Origin of the sequence: Azospirillum palustre (assembly GCF_002573965.1) — a bacterium.
GTDB classification, from domain to species: domain Bacteria; phylum Pseudomonadota; class Alphaproteobacteria; order Azospirillales; family Azospirillaceae; genus Azospirillum; species Azospirillum palustre.
In genome coordinates, this window is sequence record NZ_PDKW01000042.1 from 873,522 (window position 1) to 886,961 (window position 13,440).

General features: G+C 67.7%; 11 protein-coding genes. 6 read left to right on the forward strand and 5 right to left on the reverse strand.

Translation table 11 applies throughout. From position 1 onward, the window contains the following. Positions 1–10 precede the first annotated feature (10 nt). From CRT60_RS21425 to leuD, 5 genes are read left to right on the forward strand one after another with little or no spacing between them, the layout of a single operon-like run. On the forward strand, positions 11–2,095 hold the full coding sequence (locus tag CRT60_RS21425) for a hydantoinase/oxoprolinase family protein (RefSeq protein WP_098738532.1): 2,085 nt from the start codon (positions 11–13) through the stop codon (positions 2,093–2,095). Then, on the forward strand, positions 2,092–2,706 hold the full coding sequence (locus CRT60_RS21430; RefSeq protein WP_098738533.1) for a cysteine hydrolase family protein: 615 nt from the start codon (positions 2,092–2,094) through the stop codon (positions 2,704–2,706). Before CRT60_RS21425 ends, CRT60_RS21430 begins: the two co-directional genes overlap by 4 nt. Further along, complete coding sequence (locus tag CRT60_RS21435; RefSeq protein WP_098738534.1) at positions 2,703–4,112, forward strand: FAD-dependent oxidoreductase; 1,410 nt, start codon at positions 2,703–2,705, stop codon at positions 4,110–4,112. Before CRT60_RS21430 ends, CRT60_RS21435 begins: the two co-directional genes overlap by 4 nt. Continuing rightward, positions 4,109–5,530, forward strand: coding sequence for a 3-isopropylmalate dehydratase large subunit (gene leuC, locus CRT60_RS21440; RefSeq protein ID WP_098738535.1), 1,422 nt, complete (start codon positions 4,109–4,111; stop codon positions 5,528–5,530). Before CRT60_RS21435 ends, leuC begins: the two co-directional genes overlap by 4 nt. A gap of 2 nt (positions 5,531–5,532) precedes the next feature. Next, positions 5,533–6,132, forward strand: coding sequence for a 3-isopropylmalate dehydratase small subunit (gene leuD / locus CRT60_RS21445; protein WP_098738536.1), 600 nt, complete (start codon positions 5,533–5,535; stop codon positions 6,130–6,132). A 42-nt stretch (positions 6,133–6,174) separates the two neighbouring features. On the opposite strand, the gene CRT60_RS21450 is transcribed toward leuD, so the two are convergent. Further along, positions 6,175–6,993 (reverse strand): polyphosphate kinase 2 family protein, encoded by an 819-nt coding sequence (locus CRT60_RS21450; protein ID WP_098738537.1) that lies wholly within the window; start codon positions 6,991–6,993, stop codon positions 6,175–6,177. A 216-nt stretch (positions 6,994–7,209) separates the two neighbouring features. Here CRT60_RS21450 and CRT60_RS21455 point away from each other — a divergent pair, with 216 nt between their 5' ends. Further along, positions 7,210–10,530, forward strand: coding sequence for a maltotransferase domain-containing protein (locus CRT60_RS21455; protein WP_098738538.1), 3,321 nt, complete (start codon positions 7,210–7,212; stop codon positions 10,528–10,530). A 115-nt stretch (positions 10,531–10,645) separates the two neighbouring features. Here the strand turns inward: CRT60_RS21455 and CRT60_RS21460 are convergent, their stop codons facing one another. The 4 genes from CRT60_RS21460 to CRT60_RS21475 all read right to left on the reverse strand — a co-directional run bounded on the left by CRT60_RS21460 (position 10,646) and on the right by CRT60_RS21475 (position 13,282). Beyond that, a complete protein-coding gene (locus CRT60_RS21460; RefSeq protein WP_244592678.1) occupies positions 10,646–10,885 on the reverse strand; it encodes a hypothetical protein in 240 nt (79 codons plus the stop codon). Between the two features lie 138 nt (positions 10,886–11,023). Continuing rightward, positions 11,024–11,203, reverse strand: a complete 180-nt coding sequence (locus CRT60_RS21465) for a hypothetical protein (protein WP_143273338.1) — start codon at positions 11,201–11,203, stop codon at positions 11,024–11,026. 98 nt (positions 11,204–11,301) lie between these two features. Next, positions 11,302–12,219, reverse strand: a complete 918-nt coding sequence (locus CRT60_RS21470; protein WP_244592679.1) for an alpha/beta hydrolase — start codon at positions 12,217–12,219, stop codon at positions 11,302–11,304. Between the two features lie 64 nt (positions 12,220–12,283). Then, entirely contained in the window at positions 12,284–13,282 is a 999-nt protein-coding gene (locus CRT60_RS21475) for an ABC transporter ATP-binding protein (RefSeq protein WP_098738542.1), read from the reverse strand. Between the last annotated feature and the right edge of the window lie 158 nt (positions 13,283–13,440).

Genomic DNA, 13,440 nt, shown 5'->3' on the forward strand with positions numbered 1-13,440 from the left:
AAGCAAGACCATGAACAACGGCATTTCCAAGGGTGCCCCCAAGGGTGCCATCGTCGGCGTCGATGTCGGCGGCACTTTTACCGACCTGTTCCATTACGACGAGGCGCGCGGCAGCTTCCGCACCGCCAAGGTCCCGTCCAACCGTGGCGACGAGGCGGTCGGCTTCCTGGCCGGTTTGCGGAGCTTCGGCCCGGTGGCGGAACTGGGCTCCATCGTCCACGGCACCACCGTCGGCACCAACGCGCTGCTGGAGCGCAAGGGCGCCAAGGTCGGCCTGATCACCACCGCCGGCTTCCGCGACGTGCTGGAGATGCGCCGCCGCGACCGCCGCCACACCTGGGGCCTGTGGGGCGATTTCGTCCCCGTCGTCGACCGCGACATGCGGCTGGAGGTGGCGGAACGTACCCTGGCCGACGGCACCATCCGCAGCGCCATCGACCCGGAGGAGGTCCGTGCTTGCGCCCGCCGGCTGGCCGACCAGGGGGCGGAGGCACTCGCTATCGTCTTCATCAACGCCTATGCCAACCCGGCCAACGAGTTGGCGGCGCTGGAGGCGGCGCGCGAGGTCTGGCCGAACGCCAATGTCGAATGCTCGTCCCGCATCCTGCCGGAAATCCGCGAGTTCGAGCGCACCTCGACCACCGCGCTGAACGCCTATCTCCAGCCGGTGGTCGGCAGCTATCTCGCCAAGCTCGACAACGCGTTGGCCGGCGAAGGGTTCGGCGGGCGCTTCCACATCGTGCAGTCGAACGGCGGCGTGATGTCCACCGACACCGCAAGGCGGCTGCCGGTGCGCACCGCTTTGTCGGGACCGGCGGCCGGTGTCATCGCCGCGGCGGCGATCTCCAAGGCGGCGGGCTTCCCCAACGTCATCACCGGCGATCTTGGCGGCACCAGCTTCGACGTGTCGCTGGTGGTGGAGGGGCAGACCATGCTGGCCGCCCAGACCACCATCGATTTCGGTCTGGTCGTCCGCACGCCGATGATCGAGATCACCACCATCGGTGCCGGCGGCGGCTCCATCGCCGGGGTCGATCCCGGCGGCATGCTCCAGGTCGGGCCGGAGAGCGCCGGCTCGCGGCCGGGGCCGGTCTGCTATGGCCAGGGCAACACCCGCCCGACCCTGACCGACGCCAATGTCCTGCTCGGCCGCATCAACGCCGAGCGTCCCATCGGCGGCAAGCTGGCGCGGCTGGACGTCGATGCCGCCCGCACGGCAATCGCCACCCATGTCGCCGAGCCGCTTGGCCTCGACGTCATGGCGGCGGCGGAAGCGGTGGTGCGCATCGCCAACAGCAAGATGGCCGGCGCCATCCGCCTCGTCTCCATCGAGCGCGGCCACGATCCGGCCAAGTTCGCCGCCGTGCCCTTCGGCGGCGGCGGGGCGCTGCATGTCGGCGCGCTGATCAAGGAGGTCGGGCTGAAGGCGGCTCTGGTGCCGCGCTTCCCCGGCGTGACTTCCGCACTCGGCTGCGTCATCGCCGACATCCGCCACGATCAGGTGCAGACGGTCAATCTGCCGCTGGCGGGCATCGACGCAGGCTCGCTCGACCGCCGCATGGTGGAGGAGGCGACTGCCGCCCGCGCCGTGGTGGAGTCCGCCGGGCTCAGCGTCGAGCGCATCGACCTCGTCTTCGAACTCGACATGCACTACATCGGCCAGACCCACACGGTCGCCGTGCCGCTGCCGGTGTCGGTCGAGAACGGCAGCACCGGAATCGACGAGTCGACCATCCGTGCCGCCTTCGAGCGGGCCTATCAGGCCTCGTTCAGCCGGCTGCTGCCGGGGGTGGGGGCCAAGATCGTCAACCTGCGCACCGCCGCCATCGGCCGCCGTCCGCATTTCGACCTCTCCGCTTTGGCTCCGGCCGCCGGAACGACGGTGGAGGGCGCCTATGCCGGGTCGCGGCCGGTGTGGTTCGACGGGGCCTGGCACGAGACCGCCGTCTACAACCGGTTGGAGCTGCCGGTCGGTGCCGTCATCCAGGGCCCGGCGATCCTTGAGCAGCCTGACGCCACCACCGTCATCGACCCCGACCTGTCGGCCCGCGTCGACGGCTTCGGCAACGTCATCGTCGAAAGGAGCGGCCGATGAGCGCCGCCGTCATCCCGGTCGAGCGCACCGCCCTGCTGGTCTGCGACCTGCAGAACGACTTCCTGCATCCCGAAGGCGCCTATGGCCGTGCCGGACAGACGGCCCTGGAGATTGCGGCGCTGCCGGAGCGGGTGAAGCCGCTGGCCGATCTGCTGCGCTCGCGCGGCGGTTGGGTGATCTCCACCAACTTCACCCTGGTGCCGGGCCGCGGCGGCGAGCCGATGATCTCGCCGCATCTGAAGTCTCTGCGCCCCTTCCTGGCGAAGGGCGATTTCCAACCCGGAAGCTGGGGACATCGCACGGTCGATGCGCTCCAGCCCGTCGATGTCGAGGTGGAGAAAATCGCCTATTCCGCCTTCTACATGTCGCGGTTGGAATGGGTGCTCGCGAAATGCGGGGTTGAACGACTGCTGGTCTGCGGCATCGTCACCAATGGCGGCGTCGCCTCGACCGTGCGCGACGCCCATGTCCGCGATTTCGAGACAATCCTGCTGGAGGACGGTTGCGCCGCCTTCAGCCCGGAGGTGCATGAGGTTTCCGTCGCAGCACTGCGCCCGGTCTGCCGGGTGGCAACGGTCGGGACCATGCTGGAGGAGGTGGCGAATTCATGAGCCGTATCCTGCCTGCCGATGGCGTCGAGTTCGAGTTCACCGTCCCCGTCGTCGTGATCGGCGGCGGAGCAGCCGGAATGGTCGCGGCGCTGGCCGCCCATGAGCGGGGTGCCGGGGTGCTGGTGCTGGAGCGCGATGCCCTGCCGCAAGGGTCCACCGCCCTGTCGGCCGGGCTGATCCCGGCGCCGGGCACCCGTTGGCAGCGCGATGCCGGCATCGAGGACAGCCCGGAGCGCTTCGCCGCCGACATCCTCGCCAAGGCGAAGGGCGAACCCGACCGGGCCGAGGTCGACCGCGTCGCCCAGGCGGTCGGGCCGGCCCTGGAGTGGCTGGCCGACCGTTACGGCCTGCCGTTTTCGGTGGTGGACAATTTCAGCTATCCCGGACACAGCGCCCGGCGCATGCATGGGTTGCCCAGCCGGTCGGGAGCGGAACTGATCGACCGGCTGCGCGGTGCCGTCGAGGCCGCCGGCATCGACGTGCTGTGCGAGGCGCAGGTCACCGCCCTCTATGCCGACGGCGCGGAGGTTCGCGGCGTCGAGGTCACCCGGCCCGATGGCAGCGTCGAGCGGGTCGGCTGCGGTGCGCTGATTCTTGCCTGCAACGGCTATGGCGGCAACAGGGCGCTGGTGGAGCGGCATGTGCCGGAACTGGCCGATGCGCTCTATTTCGGCCATCCCGGCAACCAGGGGGATGCGCTGCTGTGGGGCGAGGCGCTGGGGGCGGCAACCCGGCACTTGTCGGGTCATCAGGGCCATGGCTCCGTCGCCCATCCCGCCGGCATCCTCGTCACCTGGGCGACGATCACCGAGGGCGGCGTGCAGGTGAACACGGAGGGCCGGCGCTTCTCCAACGAGGCGCAGGGCTATTCGGAACAGGCCGCCGTGGTGCTGCGCCAGCCGGACGGCATCGCCTGGACCGTCTTCGACGAGCGCATCGCCGGCATCGCCCGCCAGTTCGAGGATTTCCGGCAGGCCGAGGCGATGGGCGCGGTGCTGAGCGCCGACACGCCGGCCGAACTGGCCCGGCTGATGAAGATCGACGCGGATGTCTTCGCCGCCACGCTGGCCGATATCGACCGGCTGAAGGCGGAGGGTGGAACCGACGGCTTCGGCCGCGACTTTGCTGGATCGGCCCCGCTGGTGCCGCCCTACCGCGCCGTCCGCGTCACCGGTGCCCTGTTCCACACCCAGGGCGGGCTGGTCGTCGATGACGAGGCGCGCGTTCTGGACGGGCAGGGGACTCCGCTGCCCAACCTCTACGCTGCCGGCGGGGCTGCCTGCGGCGTCTCGGGGTCCAAGGCGTCCGGCTACCTGTCCGGCAACGGCCTGCTGACCGCGGTGGCGCTGGGACGCATCGCCGGGATGGCCGCCGCGGGCGCCGTTAGTGAGGAAACCAACCAATGACCGCACAGCCACGCAGCCTGTTCGAGAAGGTCTGGGACGCCCATGTCGTGGCGACCCGGCCGGACGGTCAGGCCCTGCTCGCCATCGACCGTCATTTCCTGCATGAAGGATCCTTCCACGCCTTCGGCATGATTGACCATGCCGGCCGCAAGGTGCGCCGGCCGGAGCTGACCTTCGCCGTCGCCGACCATTACGTTCCCTCGCACAGCCGGTCCAAGCCGATTGCCGATCCCGAGATCGCCAACATGGTGACGATGCTGGAGGCGAATGCCGGCCGCCACGGCCTGCGCCATTTCGGCCTGCACGATCCGGCACAGGGCATCGTCCATGTGCTGGCGCCGGAACAGGGGCTGACGCTGCCCGGCCTGACCATCGTCTGCGGCGACAGCCACACCTCCACCCACGGGGCTTTCGGCGCGCTGGCTTTCGGGATCGGAGCGACCGAGGTCTCGCACGTGCTGGCGACCCAGACCCTGTGGCAGCGCCGGCCCAGGACGATGCGCATCACGGTGGACGGGGTGCTGGGGCCGCATGTTACGGCCAAGGACCTGATCCTGGCGGTGATCGCCGCCATCGGCGCCGACGGGGCCGCCGGCCATGTCATCGAATATGCCGGCAGCGCCATCCGCGCCCTGTCGATGGAAGGCCGCCTGACCGTCTGCAACATGTCGATCGAGGCCGGGGCGCGGGCCGGCATGATCGCGCCGGACGACACCACCTTCTCCTGGATCGAGGGCCGCCCCTTCGCGCCCAAGGGGGATGTGTTCGACCGCGCGGTGGCGCATTGGCGCACCCTGCCCAGCGATCCGGACGCCGTGTTCGACCGCGAGGTGACGCTGGATGCCGCCGACATCGCCCCGGCGATGACCTGGGGCACCAGCCCGGAAACCGCGGTTCCGGTGACGGCGGCCGTTCCCGATCCCGCTGCGGAGGCCGATCCGGTGCGCGCCGGCCAGATGCGCAAGATGCTGGATTACATGGGCCTCACCCCCGGCATGGCGCTGGAGGAGGTGACCATCGACCGCGTCTTCATCGGCTCTTGCACCAATGCCCGGCTGGAGGATCTGCGCGCCGCCGCCGCGGTGCTGCGCGGCCGTCGCGCGGCGGTGCCGGGGCTGGTGGTTCCGGGCTCGGTCCCGGTGCGCCAGCAGGCGGAGGCGGAAGGGCTACACCGGGTCTTCATCGACGCCGGGCTGGAGTGGGGCGAGCCCGGCTGTTCGATGTGCGTCGGCATCAACGGCGACCTCGTTCCGGCGGGGGAGCGCTGCGCCTCCACCACCAACCGGAACTTCCCCGGCCGCCAGGGGCCGAACGCCCGCACCCATCTGATGAGCCCGGCGATGGCCGCCGCCGCCGCCGCGACCGGCAAACTCACCGATGTCAGAAAGCTCGATGTCCGCAAGCTGGGAGTTTCCTGAGGATGGAACCCTTCGTCACGCTGACCGCCCCGGCGGTGCCGCTCGACATCGCCAACATCGACACCGACCAGCTTCTGCCCGCCCGCTTCCTGAAGAAGCCGCGCAGCGCCGGTTATGGCAACTTCCTGTTCCATGACGAACGCAAGCCGGGCTTCCCGCTGGACGACCCGGCCTATGCTGGTGCCCGCATTCTGGTGAGCGACCGCAATTTCGGCTGCGGATCCTCGCGCGAGGGTGCGGTCTATGCGCTGGTGGACGGTGGATTCCGCTGCGTCGTCGCCCCCAGCTTCGGCGATATCTTCGCCGCCAATGCCGCCAAGAACGGCCTGCTGACGGTCACCCTGCCGGAGGAGACGGTGGCATTGCTACGTCGCCAGTTGCAGGCGACGCCGGGCGCCGCCGTCACCGTGGACCTGCCGGCCCAGAGCCTGACCGGTCCGGACGGCCGGGCGCTGTCCTTCGCCATCGATCCCTTCAAGAAGGAGTGTCTGGTCGAAGGGCTGGACGATGTTGCACTGACCCTGCGCCAGCAGGACGCCATCGACGCCTTCGACCGGACCGATGCGCAACGGCGGCCCTGGGTGGTGCCGGCCGGAAAATGAGGAATTCCCCTCTCCTCAGAAGGAGAGGGGATGTTTCACGGACTATTCTTCCACCGGTACTCCAAGAACTTCGGCGGCGATTCTCGCAACGTTGCCGTTGATGGGGGGCGGTGCGATGTTCACACCCTCCTTCAAGGCGGCTGTGACGAGTTCCAGCACCCTGAGGCGGGCATGCCATTTTGAGTTCGCCTCCACCGCATGCCAGGGCGCATTGACGGTAGAAGTGCGTTCGAACATCGTCTCCGCCGCCTTGACGTAATCGTCCCATTTGGCGCGGTTGCGCAGATCCTCCTCGGTCAGCTTCCAGCGCTTGTAGGGGTTCTTCATCCGCTCGCGGAAGCGGTCGAGCTGCTCTTCCGGGGTGATGTGCAGGAACAGCTTGACGATGCGCACGCCGTCGTCGGTCAGCAGCCGTTCGAATTCGTTGATCTCGTCATAGGCGCGCTTCCACTGCTCCTTGGTGGCGAAATTCTCCACCCGCTCCACCATGACGCGGCCGTACCAGGACCGGTCGAAGATGGCGAAGGTGCCGGGTGCCGGCAGCTTGGTCCAGAAGCGGTACAGGTAATGCTTTCCCTGTTCGTCCGCGGTGGGGGCGGAGATCGGCCAGACATGGAAGCCGCGGGGATCGAGCGGCTCGGTCATGCGACGAATGGCCCCGCCCTTGCCGGCCGCATCCCAGCCCTCGAACACCACGATGGCGCGGCGTTTCTCGTGCCAATAGGTCTGCTGGATGTGCAGCAGCTCCTTCTGCAGCTTGCCGAGTCGGCGGTCGTATTCCTCCGCCGTGTCGATCCGCACCTTGTCCTGATCCAGTTTACCGAGGCGGATTTTCGAGACCTTGCCGGGCTTCTCGGCCATGCGTTGTATCCTGTGCTGGTGGGTTCGGTTGCGGCTTGCCAACAGGCGGGCGGAACCTTCACCGCCCCTGCGGGTTGTCCGGCGGGGGCACGGTGTCGGCATCTGCGTCGGCGCCGGCACACCCGTGAGGGGAAAAGCACCGATGCCGTCCAGTCGATCCCACAACGGGGAGCGGCAGGCTGTCAACGGAGAAGCAGGGCCAAGGAAGGGGGTTCCATGAGCATCGTCGGACCGCGCATCTACAACCTGTTTCCGACCCTGGTCGGTCCCGTGCGCGATTGGGCCGGGCACCTGCCGCGGATCCAGGGGATGGGTTTCGACTGGATTTTCCTGAACCCGATCCACCAGCCCGGATTCTCCGGCAGCCTCTATGCCATCAAGGACCCCTACCGGCTGCACGACGCGCTCCGCGGTGGGTCGCATGAGAGCGACGACGAGCTTCTGCGCCGCTTCACGGCGGATGCCGCGGCGCATGGACAGTCGGTGATGATGGACTTCGTCATCAACCACACCTCGCGCGATGCGCTGCTGGTCGAGCGTCACCCCGACTGGTACAAGCGCGGCGCGGACGGCGACCTGCACCGTCCGGGTGCGGTCGATCCCAACAACACCGCCCATGTCACGGTGTGGGGCGACCTCGCCTCGCTCGACTATGACCGGGCGGACTCGCGCGCCGGGCTGATCGGCTACTGGTCCGACTATCTGCGCCATTACATCGGGCTTGGCGTGCGGGGGTTCCGCTGCGACGCCGCCTATCAGGTGCCGGCGGAGGTGTGGAAGAGCCTGATCGACGCCGCCTATGCCGTGAACCCGGAGGTGAAGTTCTTCGCCGAGACGCTGGGCTGCACGGTGGAGCAGGTGCGCGAGCTGTGCGGCGCCGGCTTCGACTTCCTGTTCAACAGCGCCAAATGGTGGGACTTCAAGGCCGACTGGCTGCTCGACCAGTATCAGGAATTCCGCTGGATCGCGCCGTCCATCGCCTTCCCGGAAAGCCACGACACCGACCGGCTGGCTGCGGAGGTCGGCAGCCAGGACGCGGTGCGGCTCGCCGCCCAGCTGAAGATGCATTACCTGTTCGCTGCCAGCTTCTCCACCGGCGTGCTGATGCCGGTCGGCTTCGAATATGGCTTCACCCGCAAGCTGGACGTGGTGCGCACCAGCCCGGCCGACTGGGAGCAGCAGAAGCTTGACCTGACCGGCTTCATCGGCGCCGTCAACGCCATGAAGGCCGCCACCCCGGCCCTGAACGTCGAGGGGCCGCAGCGCCGCGTGACCTCCCCGCACAGCCCGGTGCTGGGGCTGATCCGGCAGGTGGACGGCGCCGCCCTCGACCAACCCGACGGCTGCGCCATCCTGGTGCTGAACCCGGACGAGAACCGGACGCACACGCTGGATGTCGGCCCGATCCTGGCGGCCACCGGCGGCACCTACGAGGCGTTCGAGGATGTGACGCCGGAGGCCGAGCCGCTGCCGGTGGAGCCCGGCGCGCCGATGACGTTGCGCCCGATGGAACTGCGCGTCTTCCGCGCCCGCGCCGCCCGCAGCCACGCCATCGAGCTGCACGATGTGGAGGAGCGGGAATGGATGGATTCCATCGCCGCCGGCCGCATGACCATCGAGAATGTCTATCCGGAGCTGGACGGCGGCCGCTTCGCCATCAAGCGCGCGGTCGGCGACGTGATGGAGGTTTGGGCCGACATCTACACCGACGGCACCTTCGTGCTGGCGGCCTCCGTCATGTACAAGGCGAACGGCGACGAGGCGTGGAGCGAAGCGCCGATGCGCCTGCACGAGAACGACCGCTGGGTCGGCCGCGTGCCGCTGACCCGCAACGCCCGCTACACCTACAGCATCGAAGCCTGGCGCGACGTGTGGGAAAGCTGGCGCGCCGATTTCAAGAAGAAGGTCGATGCCGGCATGGTCGTCGATCTGGAACTGGTGGAGGGCCGCCGCTTCGTCGAGCAGGCGCTGGAGCTGAACCATGGTGACGGGCGTGCGGCGCTCCAGGCGGTGATCGAGCGGATGCAGGCATTGTCCGGCCGCGAGGCCATCGACTACGCCCTGTCGGACGAACCGCGCCGCGTCATGACGCAGTATGGCGAACGCCAGTACAAGTCGCGCTATGTGCGTGAGTTGGAGGTCTATGTCGACCGCACCGCCGGCGCCTATTCGGCATGGTTCGAGATCTTCCCACGCTCGGCCTCGCCCGACCCGTCGCGTCCCGGCACTTTCGACGATGTGGTCAATCTGCTGCCCATGGTGCGCGACATGGGCTTCGACGTGCTGTATTTCCCGCCGATCCATCCCATCGGCCGCGCCTTCCGCAAGGGCAGGAACAACACGCTGAACCCCGGCCCCGATGATCCCGGCGTGCCCTATGCCATCGGTGCGGAGGAGGGCGGGCACGACGCCATCGATCCGATGATCGGGGACTTCGACAGCTTCCGCCGGCTGGTGCGCGAGGCCAAGCGCCATGGCATCGAGATCGCGCTGGACTTCGCCGTGCAGTGCTCGCCCGACCATCCCTGGGTGAAGGAGCACCCGCACTGGTTCTACTGGCGGCCCGACGGCACCATCCGCTATGCCGAGAACCCGCCGAAGAAGTATCAGGACATCGTCAATGTCAGCTTCTACCGCCAGTCCTATCCGGACCTCTGGTACGCGCTGCGCGACGTGGTGCTGATGTGGTGCAAGGAGGGTGTGCGCATCTTCCGCGTCGACAACCCGCACACCAAGCCCTTCCCCTTCTGGGAATGGATGATCCGCGAGGTGCAGGACCGCTATCCCGACGCCCTGTTCCTGGCCGAGGCCTTCACCCGTCCGAAGCTGATGAAGCGGCTGGCCAAGGTCGGCTTCACCCAGTCCTACAGCTACTTCACCTGGCGCACCACCAAGCCGGAACTGACCGAGTACCTGACGGAGCTGACGCAGGGTGAATCGCGGGAGTATATGCGGCCGAACTTCTTCGCCAACACGCCGGACATCCTGCCGCCGATCCTGACCCATGGCGGCCGTCCGGCGCACATGATGCGGGCGGTTCTGGCGGCGACGCTGGCCGGCGTCTATGGGCTCTACGGTCCCTACCTGCTGTGCGAGGCGGAAGCCTATCCTGGCAAGGAGGAATACAACCACTCGGAGAAGTACGAGGTCCGGCACTGGGACTGGAACAAGCCCGGCAACATCCGCGACTACGTCACCGCCATCAACCGCATCCGTGCCGAGAATCCGGCGCTGCAGCAGTTCACCAATCTGAAATTCTACAATGCCTTCGACGACAACATCCTGCTGTACGGCAAGATGACGGCGGCGAAGGACAACGTGATCCTGATTGCGGTGAACCTGGATCCGTACAACGGCCATGGCGGAACCATCGAGGTGCCGCTGTGGGAACTTGGACTGTCGGACGGCGCCCATGTCCAGGTCGAGGACCTGTTCAGCGGCCACCGCTTCACCTGGATCGGCAAGTTCCAGAATGTCTGGCTGGATCCCCACCGCAACCCGGCGGCGATCTGGCGGATCGTGCCGCCGGGGGGCTGAGGAAGAGATTTCGGCGGCAGATGCCACTCTGCCGCCCTCCATCCGCCGCCGAAGAAATTTCCCAATAAAAAAGCGGCCCTGGAGGGCCGCTTTTTAAATTTCGTCTATGCGCCAATCAGCGCCGGCGGATCATCGTCACGCCGCCGACGGTCTTGTCGAGAAAATCGATCATGGTATCCGGCTTCGGTCCGACCGACGAGGCAGCGAACGCCATCCACCAGCGGGCCATCGGAGTGGTCCAGCCGTAGCGGTCGGCGATGGTCTGAACATCCATGGTAGAGGACATGGTCGTCTGGGCAGTCGCCGCGGCGCGGGTGGCGCCGGGCGGGGTAACCTGAGATTCGACGCTGTGCATGGTTCCTCCCAACGGGGACATACGGTGTCCGCTTATGCGGTACCTTAGCTCTCAACCGCTGGAAGGGGCAGAGTGGCTTTGGTGCTAACGGGTACTATACCTTTGGCTGCAAGGGTCCCATGCCCTGGGCCGCCCCTTTCAGGCAGGTGGATGCGGCAATCCGCTGGCCCAGCCCAGCAGCGCCACCAGCGCCGCGCGGTTGGCCGGGCGCAGAAGCAGGGCCAGCCGCACCCACAGGGGCGAAAGCTTGTATTCGGCGGCCATCTCCCGGACTTCCTCCGGCGACAGGCGCAAATCGGGAGCGAGGTTGTTGCTCACCGGGCAGTCCTCCACCATTGCCAAAGGTCACGATGGATGAAGAACAATCCGTCGGACCGGCAATCGCGCAGGCGCCTGTGATAAAAAATGGCCGTTCTTTACTTTGCGGCCAGCAACGCTCGTGGCGCCCGGTCGGCTCCACTGGCCAGCGGCACCTTGGGGTTCTCGATCCAGGCGATGACGTCGTTGACCACCAGCTTGCCCTTCAGGTCGCGCAGCAGCATGTGGTAGCCGTCGGGATAGACGGCGACGACATGCCGCCCGCCGGACTCGAAATCCTTCAGGGCGCGCTCGACCGGCCGCGGCGGCAGAACCTCCTCATGGGCGCCGTAAAGCACCAGCGACGGCGTCTGGAGATGCTGGCAGGCGTCGAGCGCCGACCCCATCAGGTCGGTCAGCCCTTCCAGCGCATCGACGCGCGATCCCTTGATGACCAGAGGATCGCGGCCGAGAGCCCGCAGCATCTCGATGTTGTCGGACGGGTGGATGTCGAGGTCCTTCGGCGGATGCACCACCATCCCGGGAACCAGAGTGTAGGTGATCCACAGCGCGGCACGCGGGAAGAAGCCCATCGCCTGCCGCCCCCAGACGGCGGGTGCGACCAGGATGGTGCCGTCGACCTTGGGCGGGTTGGGGCCGGTCATCGCGGTCAGCACGACCGCACCGCCCATGCTTTCGCCCATCAGATAGACCGGCACGCCGGGATGGCGCCTGTGCACCATCTCCACCGCGGTGCGGGCGTCGCTGACCAGCGTGGGGGTGCCGGCCCACACGCCGCGTGCGCGGGTGGCGCCGAAACCGCGCTGGTCATAGGCATAGGTGGCGATGCCGGCAGTCGCGAAGTCGCGGCCGGCGCCGTCGAAGGCATTGGAATAGTCGTTGTAGCCGTGCAGGGCCACCACCGCGGCCCGCACCTTGCCGTCGGCCGGCAGCCAGGAGCGCATGGGCAGCTCGAAGCCGTCGGCGGCGACCAGCACCTTGTCGTTCAACTGCGGCTGGACGACGGCCATCCCCATCGGTTGGAAATCCGCGGCACAGCCGCCAAGCAGAAGCCCCAACCCGAGAACAGCCGCCAATCCGCTATGCCGCATGGATTACCCCTGTGTCGCTGTGCGCACCACCCGTCAGTTGGAGGAATATATCTTCAAGATCCGACTCTTCGGTCGTGACATCGACGATCCCAATTCCGGCTGCCGCCAGAGCCGACAGGATGGCCCCGGCCCGTTGACGGCTCGGGTGGTAGCGGACAACCATCCGCCGCGGTTCCGGCAGCTCCACCGTATAGCCTTCCAGCGAGGGCGGGGCGGCGCTCAGGTCGCGGTCCAAGGTCAGGCACAGCGCCTTGTTGTCGACCCGGCGCAGCAGGGTGGTCTTCGGCTCGCACGCCACCACCTGCCCGTGGTTGATGATGGCGATGGTGTCGCACAGCTCCTCCGCCTCCTGCAGGTAATGGGTGGTCAGCAGGACGGTGGTGCCGGACTTGTTCAGCGTGCGCACATACTCCCACAGCTGGCGGCGCAGCTCGACATCGACGCCGGCGGTCGGCTCGTCCAGGATCAGCACCGGCGGGGTGTGGACCATCGCCTTTGCCACCATCAGCCGGCGCTTCATGCCGCCCGACAGTGAGCGGGCATGGGCGTCGGCCTTGTCGGCCAGCCCGACGGCGTCCAGCAGCTCGTCCGTCCGCCGCTCCTTCTTCGGCACGCCATAGAGGCCGGCCTGAAGCTCCAGCATCTCGCGCGGGGTGAAGAAGGGGTCCATGTTGAGTTCCTGCGGCACCACGCCGATGGAGGCGCGGGCACGGCGCGGATGGTCGGCCACCTCATGCCCCCAGATGGTGGCGGTGCCGCCGGTCTTGTTCACCAGCCCGGCGAGGATATTGATCATCGTCGATTTGCCGGCGCCGTTGGGGCCGAGCAGCCCGAACAGCGACCCGCGCGGAATGACGAGGTCGATGCCCTTCAGCGCGTGCTTCGGCCCGGCTTTGCCGGTCGGCTGGTAGATCTTGGTCAGGCCGCGCAGCTCGACCGCGTTGGCCGGGAGCGAGACGGGCGTGGGGGTGTCGGTTGGCGCGGCCATTGATCCTGAACCATGATGTTTGCGGTTTGCGAAAAAGCCCCGGCGTCCGGTGGTTTCCCCCGTTGATCCGCGGCGCGCGATGGGTATCATCCGGCCCGCGCGCGCGGAACCCTGATCGGGGACCCGGACAGCGGGCGTGTCCACGATGGCGTGAACCG